Genomic DNA, 23,267 nt, shown 5'->3' on the forward strand with positions numbered 1-23,267 from the left:
ACACAAAGCTGCGCACAGTGCCCTTGACCGGCACGGGCTGACGCCCGGCAAAAGTGACAGGTTGAGCGTGTTATGGCGCAAGCGTCTGCGGCCGCGCGCCGGCTACAGCGTGGCGATGGCTTCGCGCAGCGCGTCTGCGGTGAGCAATTCGGACAACACCACCGGGGCCTGCCCGGGTTTCACCAGCACATACACCGGCACGCCGCTGCGGCCCAGCTCGGCCAGGGCGGCGGTGATGGCGGGGTCGCGGCGCGTCCAGTCGGCGCGCAGCAGCATCACCTGCTTGGCTTGCAGGTCGGCCAGCACACTGGCGTCGGACAGGGCGGTGAGCTTGTTGTACTGGCAGGTGACACACCAGGCGGCGGTGAAGTCCACCATCACCGGGCGCCCCTGGGCGTGGGCCTGCTGCACCTTCTCGCGCGACCAGGGCTGCCACAGGCTGTCGGCGCGGGCAACGTGGCTGGAGGCCGGCTCGGTGTTGACAAGATTTTGGCCTATGGCGCCCGCCAGCAATGCCAGAGAAGCTATCGATAAGGTAGCAAAAAGAGGCCGTGCCCAACCGCTGAGCGAAAACGTCCACAACACGGCGCTGACGCCCAGCAACAGCGCCAGCAAAGTGGCGGCACCGTTGATGCCGGTTTGCTGCCCTATCACCCACACCAGCCACACCACGGTGGCCAGCATGGGAAACGCCATGAAGCGGCGCAACTGCTCCATCCACAAGCCCGGCCGTGGCAGCCAACGCGCCATGCCGGGTGTGAAGCTGGCCAACAGATACGGCAAGGCCATGCCCAGGCCCAGCGTGGCAAAAATCAACAATGCCTGCGCGGCTGGCAAGCCCACCGCCAAACCGAGTGAGGCTCCCATGAAGGGGGCGGTGCAGGGCGAGGCAATGGCCACAGCCAGAATGCCGGACAAAAAGTCGTTCCATCCGCTGTGGCGCAACTGCACACTTGCCACCCGGCTGGGCAATAGATTGCCGACGTTGAGCAGGCCGGCCAGATTCAGGCCGATCAGCGTAAACAGCAAGGCCAAGCCCGCGACCATCAATGGCGACTGCAGTTGGAAACCCCAGCCCAGTTGGGCGCCTGCCGCGCGCAGGCCCAGCATCACGCCGCCCAAAGCCAGGAACGACACCACCACGCCGATCGCATACGCCAGCCCACCCAGGCGCAGCGCCTGCCTGTCCTGGTTGTGGCGCGCAAAACCCACGAGTTTCAAGGCCAGCACCGGAAACACACACGGCATGAGGTTGAGGATCAGTCCCCCCAGCAGGGCGCCGAGCAAGGCCGCGGCCAAGGTGACGCCGGAAGCGGGTGTCAGTGTGCTGGGCGGTGGCGCATTGGCCGCCAAAGCGGCCTGCAATGCCGGTGTGATGGCCGCCGGGGCGGCGACCGGGGGCCAGGACGTGGTGACTTCGGCCACGGTGCGAAAGCCTTGCCGCGCGGCGTCGCCTGTGCCGACGGTGGCCAGCACCATAGGCATCTGTTCGGGGCTGTTGCTGCGGTGCGCCGACAGCGGCACGCGCGCGCTCCACACCGCGCCCTGCCAGTCTTGCTGGATTTCAGCGGCGGTATGGATGACCTCGGGTGTTTCCGGGTAGAGCGTCAGCGTTTGGCCCCGCAAGGCTTTTGGCAGGCCGGTGACGCGCACTTCGAGTTGCTCGCCGTTGACGGCGGCCGTGCTGCTGCCCGCGGGCAAGGCCTGGGGTTGTGCAGCCTGGGCGGCCAGAAAGCCGGAGCTGTTGAGCGCGGTCGAGCCACGCACCGGCAGCTTCAGCGCAAACTCGCCTTCTTCGGGAATACATTCCTTGCGGCACACCAGCCAGGCGGCCTTGAGCCGAATCTCGACCTCGCTGCCAAGCAGCGGCGGCTTGAAGGCCGAGCTGATTTCCAGCGGCACGGGCAGCAGCACCGTGCCTTCATAACCGTAGTTGGCCAGTGTGCCGATGGGGATTTTGCGCGGCAGCGGCCAGGCGATTTCGCCCGCCTGAATGCCAGCGGGCAGGGTCCACTGCAGCTCGGTGGGCAGGCCAGAGTCGCCGGAGTTCTTCCAGTAGGTGTGCCACTCGGGTGCGTGTTGCAGCTGCAGGCCGACCCAAACCGTGGCACCGGGGCTGATGCCGTCCGGGGCATAGGCCATCAGCTCGGCTTGCACATGTGCTGTGCTGAGGGTGCTGGCGGCACTGCCGCTGGGCTTTAAGGCATTTTGCGCGTTTGCGCTGATTCCAGCTGCGCAAGCAGCTGCAAAAAGAATAGCGAGTAAAAAGGTCTTGAGAGAAGTGAGGCGGCGCATTGCGTGTTCGGAGTGGGGCGGCGCTGCCTTAGTTCCTAATGTTCTTGAAGAGCCGGGCTCAGGCTTCAAGCGGCGCAGCAAAGCCTAGTACAACACGCCGCGTGGTGGCCGATTTTTTTTCGATCTTGGTGGCGACGATGGCGCCGATCTCTGCCGTGTTGGCCACATGTGTGCCACCGCATGGCTGGAAGTCGATCAGACCCGCCCCGTCGTCGCCACCCACACGGATGGTGCGGATGTGGCCCGAGCCGCGTGGCGGCTGCACCGACATGCTTTTCACCAGGCTGGGGTTGGCATCCAGCTCGGCATCGCTGATTTCGCCCACCGTCACCGCGTGGCCCGCAGCCACCAGCGCGGCAATGCCGGCGCTGAGTGCTTCTTTGTCCAGCGGGTCGGTCATGTTGAAGTCTATGCGTGCGTATTCGGGGGTGATAGAGCAACCGTTCACCAACTGCGGCACCAGGTGGCACAGCAGGTGGGTGGTGGTGTGAAAACGCATCAGCTTGTGGCGGCGCTGCCAGTCGATGCGCGCCGTCACACGGTCACCCACACGCAGCGTGGCGAGTTCGTCCGCCTGTTCGGGGCTGGGCACGTGCACGATGGATTGGTTCGGCTGGCCGTCGGCGTCGCGGCCCTTGCGCGTGTCCACCACCGTCAGGCTCACGCCATGGGCCAGTTGCAGCATGCCGGTGTCGCCGGCTTGGCCGCCACCCAGGGGGTAGAACACGGTTTGGTCGAGAACAATGCCCTGTTCGGTGATGGCGATGATCTGTGCCTCGCATTCGGTGCGGTAGGCGTCTTGGCGAAACAGGTCAATGGTCATGTGCAAAACAGCTGGGGAAAACCCCGCTATTTTGCCTGTGTCGCGCAGCGGACTTGTTTTAACCAATGACAAGCCCCTAGCCCCAGGCTTTAAGCCAGCGCGCCAGCGAGCGGTAACCCGCCGGCGCCTTGCTGTGTTGACCACGCCGGTAAGCGCTTGAACAGTGAAAGAAGTATCCGCCAAACGCCACCAAAGACTTTTCTGTAGTTTTCTAGAAATGCTACGAATGTAGAAAAATATTTGGCAGCAGAAAAAATTTAAGAATAATCGTCTGCATGGATAAAACAGACAGAAAAATCCTTCGGGTATTACAAGGCGACGCCCGTGCCAGCATGCACGACATCAGCCAGGCCGTGGGGCTGAGTGCCTCGCCCTGCTGGGAGCGTATCAAGCGTATGGAGCAAGCGGGTGTGATCGAGGGCTACACCGTGCGCCTCAACGCTGCGGCGCTGGACCTGGGTGAAACTGTGCTGGTGCAGGTGACGCTGGACAGCCACTCGGACAACACGCTGGAGAAGTTTGGCGAAACCCTGGCGACCATTCCCGAGGTGATTGAGGCCTACCTGGTCTCAGGCGACTACGACTATCTGCTGCGTGTAGCCGTGCGCGACACCAAGGACTACGAGCGCCTGCTGCGCGAGAAGCTCTACAAGATCAAAGGCATTCGGCACAGCAAATCAAGCATCGTGCTGCGCACGTTGAAGAAGGCCGATCTGCCTTTGCTGTCGTAAGAAGCGGCGCCCGCCACGGGCGGACGGGCGCGCTAGTTCAGTCGTGTTTGATGGAAATGGTCTTCAAGACGGTGAAGCCGTACAAAGCTTCAAAGCCTTTTTCGCGACCGTAGCCGCTGGCCTTCACACCGCCAAAGGGCAATTCAATGCCGCCGCCCGCGCCGTAGTTGTTGATGAACACCTGGCCCGAGCGCACCTTGCGCGCCATGCGCATCTGGCGGCCACCGTCGCGTGTCCACACGCTGGCCACCAATCCGTAGTCGGTGCTGTTGGCCAGGCGGGCGGCGTCAAGCTCGTCGTCGAACGGCATGGCCGCAATCACCGGGCCAAACACTTCTTCTTGCGCCAGGCGGTGCTGGGCTGGCACGTCGCGCACCAGCGTGGGCGCCTGGTAGAAGCCGCTGGCCGGCGCTTCGGCCACGATCTGGCCCTGGGCTGCAATGCCTAGGCCGTCGCGTCGCACTTCGTCCAGGAAACCGCTCACGCGTTGCAATTGGGTGTGGCGAATCAGCGGGCCGCAATCCAGGTCCATTTGTGATGGGCCGACACGCAGCTTGGCGAACGCCTGGCCGAGTTTTTCCACCACCGCTTCATAGGCGCTGCGCTCCACCAGCAGGCGGCTGCCGGCCGAGCAGGTCTGCCCGGCGTTCTGCACGATGGCGTTGACCACCACGGGCAGCATGGCGTCGAAGTCGGCATCGGCAAACACGATCTGCGGCGACTTGCCACCGAGTTCCAGCGTCACCGGCGTGTGGTTCTCGGCGGCGGCGCGCACCACCACCTTGCCAATCGCGGGCGAGCCGGTGAACGAGATGTGGTCTATGCCGGGGTGCTTCACCAACGCATCGCCCACTTCGTGGCCGTAGCCGGTGACGATGTTCAGCGCGCCCGGCGGAAAACCCACCTCGGCGGCCAACTCGGCCACGCGCAGCAGCGACAGGCAGGCGTCTTCTGCCGGCTTCACCACACAGGCATTGCCGGCCGCCAGGGCGCCGCCCACGCTGCGGCCAAAAATCTGCAGCGGGTAGTTCCACGGAATGATGTGCCCGGTCACGCCATGTGGCTCGCGGATGCTGAGCACGGTGTAGCCGTTCTGGTAGGGAATGGTGTAGCCGTGCAGCTTGTCGGCCGCACCGGCATAGAACTCGAAGTAGCGCGATACGGCGCTGGCGTCGGCACGCGCCTGCTTCAGCGGCTTGCCGCAGTCGCGCGCTTCGAGTTGCGCCAGTTCTTCCACGTGGTCCTGCATCTTCAGCGCCAGCTTGTGCAGCAGGCGGCCGCGCTCGGCGGCGGTGAGGCGGCCCCAATCACCTTCGTAGGCGCTGCGCGCGGCGGCAATCGCCTGGTCGATGTCGGCGCTATTGCCGCGCGCCAGCGCGTCGAAGGTCTCGCCGGTAGATGGGTCGATGACGGGAATACTTTCGCCCGATGCCGGCGGCACCCAGCGGTTGGCGATGAAATGTTGCTTCACGGGGGTCTCCTAATGACTTAGAACGTGTTTACGCTCTCCGAGAGGGCCCTCGGAGAGCGTAAACACGTTCTAAGAGCATCTTAGAAGTGGCGGCGCAAAGTTGTCAACATGGTTTACTAATGTGTGCGCCAACTAGTGCTTGCAGGGCATTGTTCAACTTGAAAGCGACAGAATCTGTCATTTCAAATGATGACTTTCCGGCTGGCCAAGCTGAAAATCAAGCGCCATGCGCAGCAAATCGCCATCTTCCAAAGAGCCAGCCAACGCCGCCACGGCAGAAGCCATGGCGCACGCCTTGACCGACCTGGGCGTGGAGCCGGTACGCCATGAACGTTTTGCCGAGCGTGTGTACGACAGCCTGTTCCACTCCATCATGACCGGCAAACTCGCCCCCGAGGCGCGGCTGCCGTCCGAGCTGGAACTGGCGGCGTTGTTCGACGTCTCGCGCCCGGTGGTGCGGCAGGCGTTGGACCGCTTGCGTGGTGACCGTCTGGTGGAGTCGCGCCGTGGCTCCGGCACCTACGTCACGGCCACGCCTGGCGCATTGGCTGCCGCGCCGCCAGAGCGCTCTGCCGCCGACATGAGCCACATCCTCTACGGCCTGGAACTGCGGCTGGTGGTGGAACCCGAATGCGCCTACTTTGCCGCGCTGCGCCGCAAGCCACACGATCTGGAGCGTATGGCCGCCATGCTGGACGGCTTTGAAGCTGCGGCCCAGCGGGGTGACGTGGCGCACCACTTCGACTACGGCTTTCACGAGGCCGTGGCGCAAGCCTCTGCGAATCCACGCCTGGCGCAGGTGCTGAAAACGCTGGAATACGATGTCAGCCACGCCGTCAACCTGTGGCGCCACCTGGCCCACATGAAACCTTGGCGCCGCACACAAGACGCGCTGGATGAACACCGCGCCATCTTTGATCTCATCAAAGCCCAGGACGGCGAGGGCGCAAGACGGGCCATGCGTGGCCACATCGAGAACGCACGTGTGCGCATGCTGGAGCTGGAGCCGCGGATTTAGCGTGGTTGCTGGCTTGGCGCTTGGTTTCGTCGGCGCTGGCGCATCGGTTCGGGTGGGCGTCAGGGGTCAGGGCTTGCGTGTTAAATGGATACCGGCGCGGTCCAGGGCCTGCTCGACGTTGAAGGCCGTGCGGGCCGTCCCGAGCGCCTCTCCCAACGGCGACCTCTTCACCATCTTCCACACACTGGGATTGAGGCCGACCAGCCAGACATTCACGCCCAGTTCGCGTTGCCGCTGCTCGGCCTCGGTCAGAACCTTCAGCGCCGTGTACTCCAGGTCGAAAACCCTGCTCAGGTCGAGTATCACCACCTTGGGCCAGGCTTCGTCTACCAGCGCCTCTATCTTCTGGCGTACCCGCTCGGCATTGGCGAAGAAGATTCTTCCTTCTGGGCGCACGATGAGCACACCAACGAAGAACTCGTCTTCACGGTGTGCGGCCGAGCGCGGCCGGAAGATGTTGCTGCCGGGTTTGCGCCCCAGCGCATGCACGGGGGGATCAGACACCTGATAGGCGAGTGCCAGCAAAGACACAATAATCGCCACCACAATCCCTTGCAGGGTTCCGATCACCATCACCCCAATGAGCGCTACCAGCGCCCACAAAAACTCGGTATTGCGTACACGCGCGATCGCCCTGAACTCCTTGGGATCAATAAGGCCCACGGAGTAGACGATCACAATCGCCGCCAAGCTGGCGTTGGGCAGCAGGCCTATCAGCGGCGCCAGCAGCAGCAGCGTGGCCAAGGCAATGCCTGCGGTGATGAGCCCGGCCAATTGCGAGCGTGCGCCCGCGAGGCGATTGACCGCCGTTTGTGAGGTACCGCCACCGGCCGGCATGGCCCCGAACCAGGCGCCGCCCAGGTTGGCCAGTCCGGTCGCGAGCAACTCTCTATTGGGTTGAGGCAGCGATTCTCCCAAGCGAGAAAACGCGCGTCCGGCCGCTATCGATTCGGTGAAGCTCATCAACGCAATACCGGTGGCCGCCGGCCATAGCGCCTCGATCAAATGCCAATTCGGCAAGCTGACGGACGGCAGGCCTGTAGGCACCTGGCCCACGGTGCTGACGCCCAATTTTTCGAGCCCGAACAGCCACAGCGCCCCCACGCCCAGCGCCACAGCGACCAGTGGCGCTGGCGCTCGCGGCCAAAAGTGTTCGCTGCTCAAAAGTATCAGGATGGTGATGCCTCCGAGGGCTGCGGTCAGCCATGAGGCATGGGGAATGCTGGCGACCGTTGCTGCCAGGTTGTGAAAGAACGAAGCTTTCTCTATGTGTGTCCCTATGAGTTTAGGAATCTGGTCGAGCACGATCACAATGCCTATGCCGGCCTTGAAGCCGACCAAGACCGGCTCCGAGATGAAGTTGGCAACAAAGCCCAGCCGCAACGCGCCTGCGAGCATCAGAATCACGCCCACCAGCAAGGCCAGGGTTGCAGCGGCCGCGAGCAGGGCGGCCTGGTCGCCGGTCGCTGCCATAGGCTGCAGCGCCGCACCCGTGAGGATTGCCAAAGTGGTGGTGGTGCTCACGCTCAGGGGTCTAGAGCTGCCAAGCACGGCGTAAATGGCCGCAGGCACCAAGGCGGTGTAGAGGCCTGCCTCGACGGGTAGCCCGGCAACGGTGGCATACGCAAGCGACTTGGGAATCACGACTGCCGATGCCGTCAGTCCGGCGATCACATCGGAAGACAGCCACTTGCGCTCGTAAGAGTGCAGCCAGTCAAAAGCCAGGCGTGCCATGGGCTAGCCCAAATCCAGGCTGACGAGACGCAAGCTGCGGTCGCCGGGGCAGACCGTATCGACGAAGCCGAGACGTGAGGCAAGTTGGCGCATGCCGTGGTTGTCGGGCAGTACATAACCTTCCATGCGTTGCAAGCCTTGGGCGCGCGCCAGCGAAATCAGGGCCTCCATCAGCTGGCGCGCCAAGCCCAGGCCTTGCCAGTTGTCCGCCACCGTGACGGCGAACTCGCAGCTCGGTGAGTCGGGCTTATAGGCATAACGCGCGCCGCCTACGATATCGGCGTTGACTCCTTCACCGTCGACGGCAACGATGGCCACGCTCTGATCGGGCTGCACCTGGGTGGCGGCATCGAGCAGGCTAGGCGACAACTCGCGCAGCGGCGAAAAGAATCGCGTGTAACGCGAGCGTGGTGACAGGCGCGCGAAGGCGTCCTCGAAGCCACTGCGATCAGCGGCCTGGACGTAACGAATCGTCGCACTGCGTCCCCCGCGCAGCGACACCACATGTTCGCGGGGCTGAGAGGGGGTAGAACAATCGTTCACCGCAAGGCTCCTGACTTCACCCCGGGTCAGTACCTTTGCTGGATCACGCGGAACGGATAGTCCGGTTCCTTGTAGTCACCCGGCTTTTGCCGCTTGGGCAAAACGATCTTCTCGCGCTCCACTTCTTCGTAGGGGATGCGCATGAGGATATCGGAGATGATGTTGAGCCGCGCCCGGCGCTTGTCGTTGGAGTCGGCCACCAGCCACGGCGCGTACTCGGTGTCGGTGGCCTTGAGCATGTCGTCGCGCGCGCGCGAGTAGTCGTACCAGCGGCTGTAGGACAGCAGGTCCATGGGCGAAAGCTTCCAGAGCTTTCGTTTGTCGTCGATGCGCTGTTCAAGTCTGCGGGTCTGCTCTTCTGCGCTGACCTCCAGCCAGTATTTGAGCAAGGTGATGCCGGAGGCGACGATGGCGCGTTCGGTCAAAGGCGCTCCAGGCCTGAGGAAACTCTTGACCTGTTCCTCGGTGCAAAAACCCATCACCCGCTCAACCCCGGCGCGGTTGTACCAACTGCGATCGAAAATCACAATTTCACCCATGGCCGGCATGTGGCGCAGGTAGCGCTGCATGTACATCTGGCCTTTTTCCCGGTCGGTAGGAGCCGGCAGCGCGACCACTCTGAAGACCCGTGGGCTTACGCGCTCGGTGAGCGCCTTAATCGTGCCGCCCTTGCCAGCACCATCGCGCCCTTCGAACACGATGCAAATCTTGGCCCCAGTTTTCTGCACCCAACCCTGAAGCTTGACCAGCTCGACATGGAGCTTGTAAAGCTCTGCTTCATACTCCTTTTTGCTGAGCTTTGGCAGTTGTGCGCTGCCTTCGGCCTCGGCTTGCGGCTGCTGCTTCTTCTTGCCTTGCGCCATAAAACGTCCTCCGTGGTGCTATACCTGTTGCCATCAAGAGTTGTCGAGTCGGTCGGTGGCTGCGAGGTCAAGGTGCTGTGGTCTTGCTCCAGGATGCATCAGGATTAAAGAGCGTCATGGCGCGCGCGGTTGCGTCCGAGCGCGGCCCTAGGTCGCGTTGGTACAAGGCGCCGTCGTGGCTGATCATGAAGCTCATGACGCCGCTCTCGCCGTACTCTATGGGCCAGGCGATCAGCGCAAAGCCCGCCCGCATGCGTCCACCAATGATGTAGTTGTAGGCTCCGCCGGGTGCGTTCTCACCTTGCGCAGTGAGAATCTTGAAGTAGTAGCCGTGGTATCCCTGTCCAGCCCGTTGGCCACCGTACATCGGGCCTAGCGGACTGCTGCCGATGCCGGTCGAGTCATCCCAGTAGAGTCCGTCGTGCCGCCCCGGCGTACTCATGATCTTCTGGGCGTAGTGCAGTACCCCAGTGCCGTCGCGGTCACGCTGTGCATATTCCAGTTGGGCATCGAAATAGGCGAGCACCGCCTGGATGGCCGAAAGTTCATTGCGGCCGATCCGGCGCGTGCGCATCACATCGGCACCTATCGTCGGGTCGAAGCGCCAACCGGCAGCATGTTTGACGATAGGAATGGGCAGGGTCCAGTTGCCCTCGCCCACGGCGAGCAAGACCCTGTTTTCGGATTCAGTGATCAAGCTGTGCTGCTTGTTCCACGCGGCCAGAAAAGTGGCGATGTCGTCCTGGGCGATTTCATCCTTGGGAACAAAGCGCTTCCACTGTCCGCCCAGCACGTTTCGAATGGCTGCAGAGTCGTTGGCTGCGATGGCCTTATGGAATGCCTCGGAAGCAGCTTCCGCAGTTGGGAACACCTGCTGTGCATGTGTGGCAACACCCGTGAGCGCAGTCACTCCGACCACGAGTGCTGCCAGAAAAGTCTTCAAATGAGTAGTAAAACGCTGCATCATTAGCCCCCTGCTACCGACGTCCGCCGCGGGCGCCACCACCACCGCCAGACATTCGGCCACCACCACCGGAGTGCTGGCCCATAGACTGCCGGCTCGAGTTGCCGCGGTTGTATTGCTGCGGAAGTTGTCCACCGTCTCGCCCGGCTCCGCGGAACGCGTTGTCGGCATTGCCTCCAGCGCGGCTGTTGTTGTGAGCGGCTCTGCCCTGGTCACGCATGCCAGCGGTGTCGCGCTGGTTGGTACTGGGCCGGCCCTGCGCGGCGGCCTGAGCGCGTTCTCGCGTGCCCGCGTCATTTTGCAAACGTTCACGGCCTTGTCCGGGGTCCATGTCACGCTGTCGCAAGGTTTCTTGCGCTTGCTGGCGTTGGGCCTGGGTTGCCGCCGAATCCCGGCCTCGGAAATCGCCGCGCTGTTCGGCACCGGGCACTTGGCGGCCAAATTGTTGCTGGCTGCGGCTGTCGCGATAGGGCACACCGCGTCGATTGGCCGCATTGTGCTGAAAGCCGGTCTGGCCAGCCGCCCGTGTGTTGCGGGTATTGATGTTGTTGAAACGGTTGACGTCGATATTCACGTCGCCACCGCCCCAGTTGCAGCCGCCCCATAACGAAGCCACTGCTGCCACACCAATGCCGAACGCAATCCCTGAGGCCAGCGCTGCACCGGGGTAGTAGCCGGGGTAGTAGGCCGCAGGCGGGTAGTAATAAAAGGGCGGGTAAGCCGGGTAGGGCCAGGTGCCGTAGACGACGGTTGGGTTGTAAGTCGGCACGTAGACCATTTGAGGATTGGCGGGTTCTATGGTGATCACGCTTTGCTGCGTGGTCTGCTCCTGTCGAACCTCCACCGTTTGCTGTTCGGTTGTCTTGAGTTGGCCGTTCTCCCTGGCCTTGGCACGCAGCCGCTGGGCCGAATCCAGCACGTCCTTCGAAGAAGCAAGAAAGGCATCGCCAAGATTCTGTACCCAGTCGGGTTTGTCTCCCATGGTCTGGATGACTTGCGGAAACGCGACCAGCGACTTGACGCTTGGATCCCACGGCTGGGCATCCACCGCTTTCACTGCAGCATCTCCGGACTGTGTCGAGTTGGCCTTGGACCATCGCGCCGCGTCGGCCACGTCGGCCGGGTAGGTAGAGGCCATCAACACTTGAGAGAGCAGCGAATCGGGGTACAGCGCGATGGGCGCCATCATCTGGTCGATCTGCGCCACGCTGAAACTGCTGCCCGCCACCGGAGCCTGCGACGTCGGCGGCGCCGACGCCGCAGGCGGGGCGGGTGAGCGCGTATTCGTCGTGGTGGTGGTTGTGGTGGTCGTGACTGGCACCGGTATGCCAGGTTGTGCCGTGACGGCCACAGGGTAGTAGCAGCCTGCGAGAAGAGCGCCCATCACGATGGAGGCGACAGGCGTCAACACATATGTTTTTGCGTTTAATTTCATCTTGGGCGAGCGGCACTAAATGCCGAACATCCTCCGATCAAATGGTGGCAGTTTACGAGTGATGCCGTTGGTTGTCACCCAAGCTTCCCCAACGGGAAACCGCACTTTCACCTGGGGGCAGAGTCCGGTGCAGGAACACAAAAATGTCATCGAGTACACAGCATACTCATTGTGTGTATGCATTGATACATGATCTTTCACTACATGTCGTCAGACAGCGCAAATGGAGACGGCCGTCAGTGAAACACCACAGCCATTGCGGGTTACGCCATTTCCGCCAGCAGAGGGGTAGCGTTGATTCATATTCCAATGGCATGATCATTGCAATGGGCCTGTAAGGTCTGCTGAAATTGACTGATAGGGCAGTTCCCAATCAAGAGATTTGCCCCCCATGTTTGCATCGACGACGCGCGGAGGTCTTCTTATGAAAGCAGCGGAGCGGCTTGAGCGTAGCCAACGTGTCAACAAAAGTGTTGCGGCGGTTTTTCAGAAGCGCATGCAAGTGGCGAAAGACAAGTTCGCCGCTCGCCTGAAGCAAGGCAGTCTTGCGGGCACCCCGGAAGAGACGCGGGCCCAGCTGGCAGCAGTCTTGGACCCGGCCAACTGGCAGGCATACGGTATCGACGCAGTGCAGCGCGGCATCCTGTTCTGGGAAACCTTGCGGCAGCGCGGCAGCAACTATCTTGAGCACAATGCAGAGGGGTTGAAGCCCGTGCTGCATTTCGAGTACCAGACGGTGCTGGATGGCCGGTCGTTCGAACGGCCGGTGAACTACGCGCTGCTGTGTATTACGCCGCCCGCAGGCGTGAAGGTCGACCCCAAGCTGCGTCCCTACATCATCATCGATCCGCGTGCCGGCCATGGCCCAGGCATAGGCGGGTTCAAGGACGATTCCCAGGTCGGTGTGGCGCTGCGTGCGGGCCATCCGGTTTACTTCGTGATCTTCTACCGCGAGCCCGAGCCGGGCCAGACTTTGCTGGATGTCTGCCGGGCTGAGCAGTTATTCGTCAAAAAGGTGCGCGAGCTTCATCCGCGCAGCGCCAAACCGGCCATCATCGGCAACTGCCAAGGCGGCTGGGCTGCGATGATGCTGGCCGCTTCGGACCCCGAGGATACGGGCCCCATCGTCATCAACGGTGCGCCAATGTCTTACTGGGGCGGTGCCTGGACCGAGGGTGAAGGCGACAACCCCATGCGTTATGCCGGCGGCATGATGGGCGGCTCCTGGATGGCGTCATTTGCGGCCGATCTGGGCGCGGGCAAGTTTGACGGTGCGCACCTGGTGCAGAACTTCGAGAAGCTGAATCCGGCAAACGCTTTGTGGGACAAGTACTACCACCTCTACGACAGGGCCGATACCGAGCCACCGCGTTTTCTGGAATTCGAGCGTTGGTGGGGTGGCTACTACCTGATGAACGCGGAGGAGATCGAGTGGATCACCCGCAACCTGTTCGTCGGCAACAAGGTGTGGCAAGACCAGGGCTTCGATCTGCGGGAGATTCGTGCGCCCATCGTGTTGTTCGCCTCGATGGGCGACAACATCACACCGCCGCAGCAGGCCTTCAATTGGGTCGCCGACGTGTACACCAGCAGTGCTGAAATCAAGGCCAGGGGGCAGGTCATTGTCGGGCTGCTGCACGAGGACGTCGGGCATCTGGGCATTTTTGTGTCCGGCAAGGTCGCCAAAAAGGAACACGCAACGATTGTCGATGTGCTGCAGTCCATAGAGGGACTCGCGCCGGGCCTGTATGGCATGGAGATCACCGACAAGACGGGCAGCGACGGCAAGCCCGACTATGAGGTTGAGTTCCGGGAGCTGCGCTTGGAAGATATTGCGCAGCGGCTCAACCGCTTCGAGAGGGCCGACGAAAAAGCATTTGAGGCGGTTGCCCAGGTATCGGATTTAAATCAGAAAGCTTATGAGCGTTTTGGCCGCCCTCTGGTGCAGGCCATGTCGAGCGAAAAGACCGCCGAAGCGCTGCGCCAACTTCATCCGCTGCGTGTGCAGAACTGGGCCGTTTCGAATGCGAATCCCTGGTTGTCCTGGTTGGCGCCCGCGGCCGAGGCGGTCAAGGCGGACCGGCATGCCTTGGCGGGAGAGCACCCGCTGCGTCAGGCAGAACACGTCGGAGCCGAGTGGATCAGCGCTTCACTCGACTATTACCGCGCGCTGCGCGACGCCATGACCGAAGCCGGCTTCTTCTCTGTCTATGCCAACATTGCCGCGCCGGCAGAAGAACCCAGCGCGCCGACCGAGGCTGAAGTCCCTGGCCAGGTTCCCGCACAGGAGCTGCAATACGTACTCGACGCTGTGGGCAAGGGCGGCTACGTGGAGGCGCTGGCGCGTGCATCTTTCCTGCTGAAAAAACAAGGCCAGCCCTTGCCTTTGTCGAGAATGGAATTGCGCAAGGAACTGGTGGCGGAGTACGCGGATGAGCTACCGGATTTGTCAGCGCACGAATGGCGGCGCCTGCGCGGACAACAGGAAATCATCGCGCGGTATGCGCCCGAGCAAGCCGTGCAGACCTTGCCGCAACTGCTGCAGAACGCGGCCGAGCGCAAACGCTTCACGACGTTGCTTAAAAAGCTCATCTCCGATCCGCGCGTGCAGGATGGCGGGGCGAGTCCTGAACAGCTGGACATGTTGGCGCAGATCCAAAGCCTGCTGCGTCCCGCTACGGCGCGCACTCGTGTCCCTGCTCGTGCCGCCGCCGCCGCTCCCGCCAAGACCGTTAAACCCAGCCGCGCAAAAACGACCCGCAGCCGATGACACGTTAAAGGAGGACCACACGATGGATGCCAAGCATGCCAAATATCAGCGCCTCATTGATTTCTGCAAAGACCTCCCGCCCACGCCAACGGCGGTTGTACATCCATGCGATCAGAGCGCATTGGAAGGTGCGGTGCAAGCGCGGCAAATCGGCTTGATTGAACCTATCCTGGTGGGCCCTAGCCAGCGCATCCAATCGGTTGCTGCCGCTCTAGGGATTGATCTTGGCACCATTGAGATCGTGGACGCTCCGCATAGCCATGCCTCCGCCACCGTGGCGGTGGAGCTGGTGCGCGCCGGGCGGGCCGAGGCCTTGATGAAGGGGAGCCTGCATACCGACGAGATGATGGCCGCCGTTGTCAAGCGCGACACCGGTCTACGCACCGCGCGGCGCGTGAGTCACTGTTTTGTGATGGATGTCCCCGAACATGAGCAAGTGTTGATCATCAGCGACGCGGCGATCAATATTGCGCCAACCCTGGCCGAGAAGGCCGACATTCTGCAAAACGCAATTGATCTTGCCCACGCCATGCATTTTTCGGAGGTTCGCGTGGCCATACTGTCGGCGATGGAAACCGTCAACCCGCAGGTGCCTTCCACCATCGAGGCTGCGGCCCTTTGCAAGATGGTTGACCGCCAGCAGATCACGGGCGCGATCGTCGACGGCCCATTGGCGCTGGACAACGCGATCAACCTGGACGCGGCCCAGATCAAGAAGATCAGCTCGCCAGTCGCCGGGCGTGCGAACGTGCTGCTGGTGCCGAATCTGGAGGCCGGCAATATGCTGGCCAAGAGTCTTTCATTCCTGGCTGGCGCTGATGCCGCAGGCATAGTGTTGGGCGCACGTGTGCCCATCATCCTGACCAGCCGCGCCGACTCGGTCACGACCCGGCTGGCGTCCTGCGCCGTGGCTGCGATGGTCGCCAAGGCGCGCCGCGAGAGCGGCCAGACGCTGGGCTGAGCCATGGCCAATTTAATCCTGGTTCTCAATGCTGGATCGTCCAGCATCAAGTTCAGTCTTTTTGACGCCGACGGCACGGGGCTGGACCTGTTCCTGCGCGGCCAGTTCGAGGGCATCTACACCAGCCCCCACTTCACCGTCAAAGATGCGCATGGCACGACGGTCGAACAGAAGGACTGGCCGCAAGGTGACGCCCTGGGTCATGATGGCGCGATTGCTTATCTTGTCGACTTCCTGCAGGCCCACCGTGGTGGACACAAGCTGGTGGCTGCAGGACACCGCGTGGTGCACGGTGGCATTGCCTTCAGCCAAGCCGTGCGGGTGAACGCCGGCTTGGTGGCTGAACTGCAAAAACTCAGCCCATTGGCTCCGCTGCACCAACCGCACAATCTGAAGTCGATAGAGATTGTGGCCAAGCTGCGCCCGGAGTTGATCCAGGTGGCCTGTTTCGACACGGCCTTCCACCGAGCGCAGCCCGAAGTGGCGCAGGCCTTTGCGCTGCCTGCGGCCATCACCGAGCGTGGTGTGCGGCGCTATGGCTTTCACGGGCTGTCCTACGAGTACATCGCCAGCGTGTTGCCGCAGGTTGATCCCAAGGCGGCTGCGGGCCGCACCATTGTTGCGCATCTTGGCAATGGCGCCAGCATGTGTGCGCTGGTCGGTGGGCGCAGTGTGGCCAGCACGATGGGCTTCACCGCTGTAGACGGCCTGCCCATGGGCACACGCAGCGGTAGCTTGGATCCGGGCGTCATCCTCTATTTGCTTGACGAACTGGGGATGGACGCCCGAGCCATCGAGACCTTGCTTTACAAGCAGTCCGGTCTGCTGGGCGTCTCCGGTGTGTCCAGCGACATGCGCGACCTGCTGGCAAGCACTGATACGCGTGCGCGCTTCGCGGTGGAACTGTTTGCCTATCGGATAGGGCGCGAGCTGGGTTCTCTGGCGGCGGCTGCAGGTGGCATAGATGCGCTGGTGTTCACGGCCGGCATAGGCGAGCACGCAGCTGCACTACGCGAACAGGTCTGCCACGCGGCCGCATGGTTGGGCGTGGTGGTGGATCCGGTGGCCAACGCCACGGGCGGGCCAAAAATCAATGCGGCCAGCAGCAAAGTCGCGGTATGGGTGATTCCCACCAATGAGGAACTCATGATCGCGTCCCACACATTCAAAGTTGCCAAAGGAGCTTAGACATGACCAGCACCAGCTCGCCGCCCATATTGCAGGGCCGCAAAGTCCTGATCTGCGGCATTGCCAATGAACACTCCATCGCCTGGGGCTGCGCCAAGGCCTTCCACGAACTGGGCGCCAGGCTGGCGATCACCTATGTCAACGACAAGGGCAAGACCTATGTCGAGCCATTGGCAAAGCAACTGAATGCGGATTTGTTGTTGCCACTGGATGTGGCCAAAGCCGGCGATATGGAGGCGGTGTTTGAGCGTATTGCACAAGAATGGGGTGGGCTGGACGTTTTGGTGCATTCGATTGCCTGGGCGCCTAAGGATGACCTTCAGGGCGGTCTGCTGGATTGCTCTGCTGCGGGGTTCGCCCAGGCCATGGATATCTCCTGTCATTCCTTCATACGTATGGCGCGTCTGGCTACGCCGTTGATGACGGCAGGCGGCACGATGTTCACCATGAGTTATCACGGCGCCAGCAAGGTGGTGCCCAGCTACAACGTGATGGGGCCGGTGAAGGCGGCGCTCGAGTCCTCTGCCCGCTACCTGGCCTATGAGTTAGGGCCGCGTGGTATCCGCGTGCACCCGATTTCGCCCGGGCCGCTGAAGACCCGCGCCGCCTCGGGGCTTAAAGATTTCGATCTGCTGCTCAACGAAGCGGCACAGCGCGCGCCATTGGGCGAACTGGTCGATATCATGGACGTTGGCTTCACCTGCGCCTTTCTTGCGACGCCTTATGCGCGCCGGCTCTCGGGTGAAACGATATACATCGATGGTGGCATGCATATCATGGCCTAGTGTGGTCTGCCGCAAATCACAGCACATGAAAGCCGGCCTCTGGCGTCATGGCCGTGTTGCAAATCCTTGCGGTACCGCCCTGGTAAATTTCTCGAAAAGGAGCGCCTATCATGAGTCGTCTTTTGCTGGGTAATATTGCACCGGGTACCACGGATGATGAGGTCCGGGGGCTTCTTGAAAAATATGGCTTTCCGCTTCCTGACCAAATCGAGCATGCCGAAGGCGACGGGTCGAGACCGGCCATGTTGCTGATCTACGAAGACGTCGATGCCACGACGCTGACCAAGCTGCAGCAGCGCATTCACAACCTGTATTGGAAGCGGCGAAAGTTGAACGCCATGCTGATGAGCGATCGCTTTGCCTGAATTCAGGTTCAGCGGCTGAGCGGGCCGGGAAGAAACCTGTTCACACGACAAGTATCACGCCGGCGAGAAAGCGGAGGGCGGAGGTTTCGCGGCCGGCTTGAGTGGCTGTCGTTGCGGCGCAATCACGCCGCTGCGGCTGCAGCTCGCGTAGCGGTCATGCGTGCAGCATCCAGATCAGGGCCGTACCGCCGATCGAGATGAGGATGTGGCCGAAGGCCACCGTGCCCGAATAGCCAATCACGGCGACCGGGCTGCCGGATCGCTCCTGCACCGCCGCCAGGCCGGCCGTCATCGTCTGCGCACCAGCCAGCGCACCCAGCAGCATCAGTGGATTGAGCTTGAGCACATAGCGCCCGAAATACAGGCCAACAAACAGCGGCACCAAGGTGACCACGATGCCGCCGAGGAAGACCTGCAGGCCTATCTCCTTCACGGCCTGAACGAACACCGGTCCGGCCTTCAGCCCTATCATGGAAACAAAGGCCGCCAGCCCAATGGACTTCATGAACTCGATGGCACCCGGTGGGATATAGGCAAAACCCGGCCGCACCGAGTTGCGCCAGCCCATGGCGATGCCGACCAGCAGCACGGCGACGCTGCTGCCCAGCGCGATATGCAGACCACCAACCGGGAAGGACACCGACACCCCAATCAGCGCACCGACAAAGATGGCCAGGCCCAGGGCTACAAAGTCGGTGCTGGCGCCCGGAAAAGCAATCTTGCCCAGCTCTGTGGCGGCTCGCTTCACAGCCGGTTCCATGCCACACAGCGTCAGCAGATCACCACGCCGCAGCACGGTGCCAGGTGCGACAGGAATGGTCTCGGCACCACGCCGGATGGACTTGAGAAAAATCCCGCGCGCAGCATCGGATTGCTGCCTCAGGTCGGCCAGGGTGCGGCCAGCATGGACTCGGTTGGTGAGCTCGACGTCAAAATTGGCGGAAGGGATATCCAGCAGCTCACGGTCATACTGTTCCTCGGCATGCCGGTCGACCAGCCGCAGCAAGGCCTCGTTGGAGCCGAGCACGGCCAAGATGTCGCCGGCCTGCAGTATGGTGTCGGGGCCTATCTCGATGATGCTCCCGTCCCGCCGAATCCGTTCGATGAACAGGCGCTCGCTGGCCAGCTGCGACTCAGCCTGTGCGACGGTGCGGCCGATCACGGACAAGCCAACATCGATGCGGTAGGCGCGCAACTCAAACATGCGCCAGGCCGAACTGACACCCTCCTCCTCGCGCTCCATGCCCATTTCTTTTTCCAGCTTGCGCGCCTCGGCCTTGAGGTCCAGACGCAACAACCAGGGGCCAAGATAGGCACAGAAAAAAATCACACCGAAGGTGCCGAAGATGTAGGTCAGCGCATCGGCGATCGGTATCTGCGCCACAAGCCTACTCTTCTCTTCATCTGGCAGCGGCAGCGCGCGAATCGCTTCGCTGGCTGTGCCTATCACCGGCGATTCGGTCAGGCCGCCCGACATCATGCCCGCCGCATAGCCCAACTCGAGGTTCAGCAACTTGGCCATGGCAAAACTGGTCAGCAGGCCGGTGACCGGCATCACGATACCCAGCGCGATCCAGCGCCAGCCGCCATCCTGAATGCCGCGGATAAAGCCGGGCCCGGCCGAATAACCGATGCCGAACATGAAGAGCAAGAACAGCAGTTGTTTGGCCGTGTCTGAGACCGGGATATGGAAAAAATAGCCTATCACCAGGCCCGCAATCAGCGAGCCGGTGACGGGACCAAATCCCACGCCCTTGTACTTGAACTTGCCAATCCAGTAGCCCACCCCGATGGCCAGGAAGACGGCGATCTCGGGGGACTTCGTCAGGTACGGGGTCAACCAATCCATGTGGGCGTGCTCCTGGGCTGCCTTGCTTAGAGGGAAGCACGAGCCCAAAGGCTGTCCCCCGGGACCGATACGGCAAAGCGGGTTGCTTAGCCCTTTGTTGCTCCCTTGGCCTGGTCGCGCTGATAGGCCTCGAAGTAGCCGCGCGCTACGGCCCGTACGGCGCGGCCGATCTGCTCGTAGACCTCATCGTCGAGGTTGGCGAATGAGACCCGCGCCGACCAATCGGGCGCTTCGAAACCGCCGCCATTGAGCAGCACGATGCCGTGGTCCTCGGCCAGGCGGAAGACGATATCCAGCGGGTGGATGTTCGCCTTGACCCAGGTCGCGACCTCCTCGCCACCGTACTTGCGCAGCCAGAACTCGAAGTCGATCAGGCCGTAGTAATGGTCGAACAGCGGGTTCGGCTCGATGTCTATGCCCAGGCCCTTGACGGTTGCCCAGGTGCGGCGATGACAGATCTCCATGCAGGCCTTCTGGTAGGCCTTCTCCTCGTCCATCAGCTCGTAGAGCGAGAACAGGCTCATCATCACCTGCTGCGGCAGCGACAGGCCGGCCGTGTGGTTCAGCGCCACGTCACGGCTGTCGGCAACGATGCGATCGATGAACTTGATCTCGCGTGGATGCGGGGTCAGACCGCCATAGCGCTTGTCCAGCTTCGCCAGCGTCGCATCGTCGTGCTTGGCGATCAGCGCATCGAACAGATTGTCTTCATGCACGGCGATCGTGCCCAGGCGCCAGCCGGTGCAGCCGAAATACTTGCTGTAGGAGTAGACGCCTATGGTGTTGTACGGGAAGGCTGCCATCAGCGAGCGGAAGCCGGGCACGAAGGTACCGTAGACGTCGTCGGTCAGCAGAATCAGGTCCGGGCGCTTTTTCAGGATCTCGCCGATCTTGTCGAAGACGCGCTGCTCGATCGCCATCGCCGAGGGGTTGCCGGGGTTGCAGACGAAGAAGGCCTTGATCTTAGGGTCGAGCAGCTTGTCCAGCTCGGCGTCGGTGAACTGGAAGCGCTGCTCCTGCGGTGCATGGATAGGCACGATGTGCAGGTCGTAGTCCTCCAGATGGGGCATCTCAAGATAGGGCGTGAAGATGGGCACGCCCAGCGCGATCGTGTCGCCGGGGTTCAGCAGCCGGTTGGTTTTCAGCGCCTTGAAGATGTAGCACATCGCCGCCGTGCCGCCCTCTACCGCGTAGAGCTGGAACACGCCCGGTGGAGGTTTGTCGCCTAGCATCGCCCAGTTCAGGTACTGGCGCACGATCAGCTCGTTGTGCGCCAGCATGCGGTCGGGCACCGGGTAGTGGTCGCCGATGATAGAGTCAACCAGTTCGTTGACGAACTCGTCCGGCTTGAAGCTGAACTTCTTCACCGCCCAGGGCACCATGCGGGCCAGGAAATCGGTGCCCGGCAGGTCGGAGTGCTTGGCCAGCCAGGCCTCCAGCCGCGCGGCGCAGCCGGGCGCGCGCGGGATGCCGCCAATGCCGGGCGGCAGGTCCATCACGCGGCGTGTCTCGGTGACGGCGAAATGGCCGAGCGTAAAGAAGGCTTCGCGCGCTTCGGTCGCGACCCAGTTCGGGTTGCCGCGGCCGGCGTTCAGATAGGCCAGCGAGGAATGCTTGGCCGCCGAGCTGGCCGCCTCGGCCAGGAAGTTCTTGATCTCGAACGGGCCCAGGGCTTCGTACTTGCGCAATGTCAGTAAATCCATCTCAGGTACTCCTTGTGTTGAAATTCGTCCGGTGATGTGACAGTCAGTCCATCCATCAGCCAGACAGCTTGCTCATCAGCACGACGACGGCCAGGCCCCAGATCGTCAGGAAGGTGTTGCCCACGGCATAGGGCATGCCGTAACCCAGTGCCGGGATATTGCTCTTGGCAGCGTCCTGCACCATGCCCAGGGAGGCCGTGGTCGTGCGTGCGCCGGACACGATGCCCAAGATCAGCGCCGGGTCGAACTTGAAGACGAAGCGCGCCAGAACGACGGCAATGAGGATGGGCACCGAGGTGGCCACCACACCCCACAGGAAGAGGCTGACGCCGAGCTCCTGCAGACCCTTGATGAAGTCCGGTCCGGCATTGATGCCGACGATGGCGATGAAGACGTTCAGGCCGAGGTTGTTCAGTATCCACAGCGCCGGGCCGGGGATCTGGCCGAACACTGGCTTGATCGTGCGGTAGTAGCCGAGGAACAGGCCCGCCAGCAGCGCGCCGCCCGAGGTCGACAGGCTGATCGGCACGCCGCCGACCTTGACACTGAGGACACCGATGAGGCCGCCTATAAAGATACCGGCTGACATGAAGGCGATGTCGGTCGAATCGGTAGGGCGGTCGGCATAACCGAGTGCCTTGGCGGCCGCGTCTACGTGGGCAATACTGCCGCCGACGCGCAGCACGTCGCCGCGCAGGATCTCGGTGCCCGGCAGCAGCGGGATGTCGACCAGGTTGCGGGTGATCTTGGACAGATACACACCGCGCGCCTGCGGCAGGTCCGACAGCTCGGCGATGGTCTTGCCATTGACCTCCTTGCTGGTGACGAAAATGTCGACGACGGTGGCCGGCATGTTCAGCAGTTCGACGTCGTCGATCTCCTCTATCACCGTTTCGACCTTGTTGACCAACAACTCGCGATGGCCGGAGATGGCGACCAAGTCGCCCTCCTGCAGTACTGTGTCGGCCTGGGCGACGATGATCTGATCGCCGCGCTTGATGCGTTCGAAATATACGCGCAGGTCGGTAAAGGTGTCGGCGCAGCGCTTGCCGGCCAGGCCGCTGGCGGCGGTGATCCGGTAGCCGCGCAACTCAACGCCGCGGCGTGCCGACAGGATGCCGGGCTTGGCCGCCGCTTTGCCGCCGCCCAGGCGCTTCTCGTAGTCCTTGCAGGCCTGCTCGAGATCGGCGCCGATCATGAACGGCCCGAGCTTGGCCAGCAAAAGCGCCGAGCCCACGGTGCCGAAGATATAGGTCACCGCATAACCGACAGGAATCGCCGTCAGGTAGCCCTTGACCACATTCGGCTCCAGGCCCATCTTGTTGATCTGGTCGGTGGCCACGCCAATCGAGGCCGAGATCGTCTGCGAGCCGGCGTAGAGGCCAACCGCATAACCAATGTCCAGGCCGGCGAAATAGGCGCAGGCGACCGGCACAAATAGGCAGGCCACCATCACGACGAGAGTGAAGATGATCTGCTTGACCCCGTCCTTACCCAGGCCGGCGAAGAACTGCGGTCCGACCCCATAACCAACGGCGAACAGGAAGAGCAGGAAGAAGGTCGACTTGATCGGTCCGGGGATCGCCAGCCCCAACTGGCCGATTGCGACGCCGGCAATCAGCGTGGCCGTGACGGCGCCGAGATTGAAGCCGAAGAGTTTCTTCGGTCCGAGCCAGAAGCCGAAGGCCAGGGCGGCGAACAGCCCGAGCTCCGGGTAATGCTTGAGGGTATCTACCAACCAGTTCATGGAAAACCTTTCGAGTGGGTCG

17 protein-coding genes and 1 pseudogene are annotated in these 23,267 nt (G+C 62.3%); 7 read left to right on the plus strand and 11 right to left on the minus strand.

The genetic code is table 11. The features are described 5' to 3' along the window. Nucleotides 1–102 precede the first annotated feature (102 nt). Both ACFQ95_RS14210 and ACFQ95_RS14215 read right to left on the minus strand, forming a co-directional pair. Nucleotides 103–2,295 (minus strand): protein-disulfide reductase DsbD family protein, encoded by a 2,193-nt coding sequence (locus ACFQ95_RS14210; RefSeq protein WP_422831949.1) that lies wholly within the window; start codon nt 2,293–2,295, stop codon nt 103–105. Between the two features lie 58 nt (nt 2,296–2,353). Then, on the minus strand, nt 2,354–3,118 hold the full coding sequence (locus ACFQ95_RS14215; protein ID WP_422831951.1) for an alanyl-tRNA editing protein: 765 nt from the start codon (nt 3,116–3,118) through the stop codon (nt 2,354–2,356). A gap of 275 nt (nt 3,119–3,393) precedes the next feature. Here ACFQ95_RS14215 and ACFQ95_RS14220 point away from each other — a divergent pair, with 275 nt between their 5' ends. Next, nucleotides 3,394–3,849, plus strand: a complete 456-nt coding sequence (locus tag ACFQ95_RS14220) for an Lrp/AsnC family transcriptional regulator (protein ID WP_422831953.1) — start codon at nt 3,394–3,396, stop codon at nt 3,847–3,849. A 37-nt stretch (nt 3,850–3,886) separates the two neighbouring features. Here ACFQ95_RS14220 and ACFQ95_RS14225 read toward each other — a convergent pair whose 3' ends face one another. Continuing rightward, a complete protein-coding gene (locus ACFQ95_RS14225; protein ID WP_422831954.1) occupies nt 3,887–5,320 on the minus strand; it encodes an aldehyde dehydrogenase family protein in 1,434 nt (477 codons plus the stop codon). Nucleotides 5,321–5,603: 283 nt separating this feature from the next. Between ACFQ95_RS14225 and ACFQ95_RS14230 the strand changes: the two genes are divergently transcribed. Then, complete coding sequence (locus tag ACFQ95_RS14230; RefSeq protein WP_422831955.1) at nt 5,604–6,338, plus strand: FadR/GntR family transcriptional regulator; 735 nt, start codon at nt 5,604–5,606, stop codon at nt 6,336–6,338. A 66-nt stretch (nt 6,339–6,404) separates the two neighbouring features. On the opposite strand, the gene ACFQ95_RS14235 is transcribed toward ACFQ95_RS14230, so the two are convergent. The 5 genes from ACFQ95_RS14235 to ACFQ95_RS14255 all read right to left on the minus strand — a co-directional run bounded on the left by ACFQ95_RS14235 (nt 6,405) and on the right by ACFQ95_RS14255 (nt 11,853). Further along, nucleotides 6,405–8,072, minus strand: a complete 1,668-nt coding sequence (locus tag ACFQ95_RS14235) for a SulP family inorganic anion transporter (protein ID WP_422831956.1) — start codon at nt 8,070–8,072, stop codon at nt 6,405–6,407. A gap of 3 nt (nt 8,073–8,075) precedes the next feature. Further along, nucleotides 8,076–8,615, minus strand: coding sequence for a GNAT family N-acetyltransferase (locus ACFQ95_RS14240; protein WP_422831958.1), 540 nt, complete (start codon nt 8,613–8,615; stop codon nt 8,076–8,078). A gap of 26 nt (nt 8,616–8,641) precedes the next feature. Next, nucleotides 8,642–9,478, minus strand: coding sequence for a polyphosphate kinase 2 (gene ppk2 / locus ACFQ95_RS14245; protein WP_422831959.1), 837 nt, complete (start codon nt 9,476–9,478; stop codon nt 8,642–8,644). Nucleotides 9,479–9,545: 67 nt separating this feature from the next. Beyond that, nucleotides 9,546–10,445, minus strand: a complete 900-nt coding sequence (locus ACFQ95_RS14250; protein ID WP_422831960.1) for a DUF2950 domain-containing protein — start codon at nt 10,443–10,445, stop codon at nt 9,546–9,548. A 10-nt stretch (nt 10,446–10,455) separates the two neighbouring features. Continuing rightward, nucleotides 10,456–11,853, minus strand: coding sequence for a DUF3300 domain-containing protein (locus ACFQ95_RS14255; RefSeq protein WP_422831961.1), 1,398 nt, complete (start codon nt 11,851–11,853; stop codon nt 10,456–10,458). Nucleotides 11,854–12,301: 448 nt separating this feature from the next. Here ACFQ95_RS14255 and ACFQ95_RS14260 point away from each other — a divergent pair, with 448 nt between their 5' ends. From ACFQ95_RS14260 to ACFQ95_RS14280, 5 genes and pseudogenes are all read left to right on the plus strand, one after another. Beyond that, nucleotides 12,302–14,647, plus strand: a complete 2,346-nt coding sequence (locus tag ACFQ95_RS14260) for a DUF3141 domain-containing protein (protein WP_422831962.1) — start codon at nt 12,302–12,304, stop codon at nt 14,645–14,647. A gap of 19 nt (nt 14,648–14,666) precedes the next feature. Beyond that, nucleotides 14,667–15,608: pseudogene (locus tag ACFQ95_RS14265) on the plus strand (phosphate acetyltransferase); the annotation flags it as partial. 3 nt (nt 15,609–15,611) lie between these two features. Then, nucleotides 15,612–16,796, plus strand: a complete 1,185-nt coding sequence (locus tag ACFQ95_RS14270; RefSeq protein WP_422831964.1) for an acetate/propionate family kinase — start codon at nt 15,612–15,614, stop codon at nt 16,794–16,796. A 2-nt stretch (nt 16,797–16,798) separates the two neighbouring features. After that, the gene (gene fabI / locus ACFQ95_RS14275) at nt 16,799–17,581 is read left to right on the plus strand and encodes an enoyl-ACP reductase FabI (RefSeq protein ID WP_422831966.1); all 783 of its coding nucleotides are present in this window, start codon (nt 16,799–16,801) and stop codon (nt 17,579–17,581) included. Nucleotides 17,582–17,691: 110 nt separating this feature from the next. Further along, nucleotides 17,692–17,946: an RNA-binding protein gene (locus ACFQ95_RS14280; protein WP_422831968.1), complete on the plus strand. Its 255-nt coding sequence runs from the start codon at nt 17,692–17,694 to the stop codon at nt 17,944–17,946. 154 nt (nt 17,947–18,100) lie between these two features. On the opposite strand, the gene aspT (ACFQ95_RS14285) is transcribed toward ACFQ95_RS14280, so the two are convergent. From aspT (ACFQ95_RS14285) to aspT (ACFQ95_RS14295), 3 genes are all read right to left on the minus strand, one after another. After that, nucleotides 18,101–19,795: an aspartate-alanine antiporter gene (gene aspT / locus ACFQ95_RS14285; protein ID WP_422831969.1), complete on the minus strand. Its 1,695-nt coding sequence runs from the start codon at nt 19,793–19,795 to the stop codon at nt 18,101–18,103. An 86-nt stretch (nt 19,796–19,881) separates the two neighbouring features. Beyond that, a complete protein-coding gene (locus tag ACFQ95_RS14290; RefSeq protein ID WP_422831971.1) occupies nt 19,882–21,498 on the minus strand; it encodes a bifunctional aspartate transaminase/aspartate 4-decarboxylase in 1,617 nt (538 codons plus the stop codon). 55 nt (nt 21,499–21,553) lie between these two features. Next, nucleotides 21,554–23,245, minus strand: coding sequence for an aspartate-alanine antiporter (gene aspT, locus ACFQ95_RS14295; protein WP_422831972.1), 1,692 nt, complete (start codon nt 23,243–23,245; stop codon nt 21,554–21,556). Nucleotides 23,246–23,267 lie beyond the last annotated feature (22 nt).

It is taken from the genome of Variovorax sp. HJSM1_2 (genome assembly GCF_049316285.1).
Taxonomy (GTDB): Bacteria; Pseudomonadota; Gammaproteobacteria; order Burkholderiales; family Burkholderiaceae_C; genus Rhodoferax_B.

What these genes read in the sequence shown, in the direction of transcription:
- ACFQ95_RS14215 (WP_422831951.1), bottom strand. Translation starts at nt 3,118, where the DNA reads ATGACCATTGACCTGTTTCGCCAAGACGCCTACCGCACCGAATGCGAG.
- ACFQ95_RS14230 (WP_422831955.1), top strand. Translation starts at nt 5,604, where the DNA reads ATGGCGCACGCCTTGACCGACCTGGGCGTGGAGCCGGTACGCCATGAA.
- ACFQ95_RS14280 (WP_422831968.1), top strand. Translation starts at nt 17,692, where the DNA reads ATGAGTCGTCTTTTGCTGGGTAATATTGCACCGGGTACCACGGATGAT.
- aspT (WP_422831972.1), bottom strand. Translation starts at nt 23,245, where the DNA reads ATGAACTGGTTGGTAGATACCCTCAAGCATTACCCGGAGCTCGGGCTG.
- ppk2 (WP_422831959.1), bottom strand. Translation starts at nt 9,478, where the DNA reads ATGGCGCAAGGCAAGAAGAAGCAGCAGCCGCAAGCCGAGGCCGAAGGC.
- ACFQ95_RS14290 (WP_422831971.1), bottom strand. Translation starts at nt 21,498, where the DNA reads ATGGATTTACTGACATTGCGCAAGTACGAAGCCCTGGGCCCGTTCGAG.
- ACFQ95_RS14270 (WP_422831964.1), top strand. Translation starts at nt 15,612, where the DNA reads ATGGCCAATTTAATCCTGGTTCTCAATGCTGGATCGTCCAGCATCAAG.
- aspT (WP_422831969.1), bottom strand. Translation starts at nt 19,795, where the DNA reads ATGGATTGGTTGACCCCGTACCTGACGAAGTCCCCCGAGATCGCCGTC.
- ACFQ95_RS14260 (WP_422831962.1), top strand. Translation starts at nt 12,302, where the DNA reads ATGAAAGCAGCGGAGCGGCTTGAGCGTAGCCAACGTGTCAACAAAAGT.
- ACFQ95_RS14235 (WP_422831956.1), bottom strand. Translation starts at nt 8,072, where the DNA reads ATGGCACGCCTGGCTTTTGACTGGCTGCACTCTTACGAGCGCAAGTGG.
- ACFQ95_RS14250 (WP_422831960.1), bottom strand. Translation starts at nt 10,445, where the DNA reads ATGATGCAGCGTTTTACTACTCATTTGAAGACTTTTCTGGCAGCACTC.
- ACFQ95_RS14220 (WP_422831953.1), top strand. Translation starts at nt 3,394, where the DNA reads ATGGATAAAACAGACAGAAAAATCCTTCGGGTATTACAAGGCGACGCC.
- ACFQ95_RS14210 (WP_422831949.1), bottom strand. Translation starts at nt 2,295, where the DNA reads ATGCGCCGCCTCACTTCTCTCAAGACCTTTTTACTCGCTATTCTTTTT.
- fabI (WP_422831966.1), top strand. Translation starts at nt 16,799, where the DNA reads ATGACCAGCACCAGCTCGCCGCCCATATTGCAGGGCCGCAAAGTCCTG.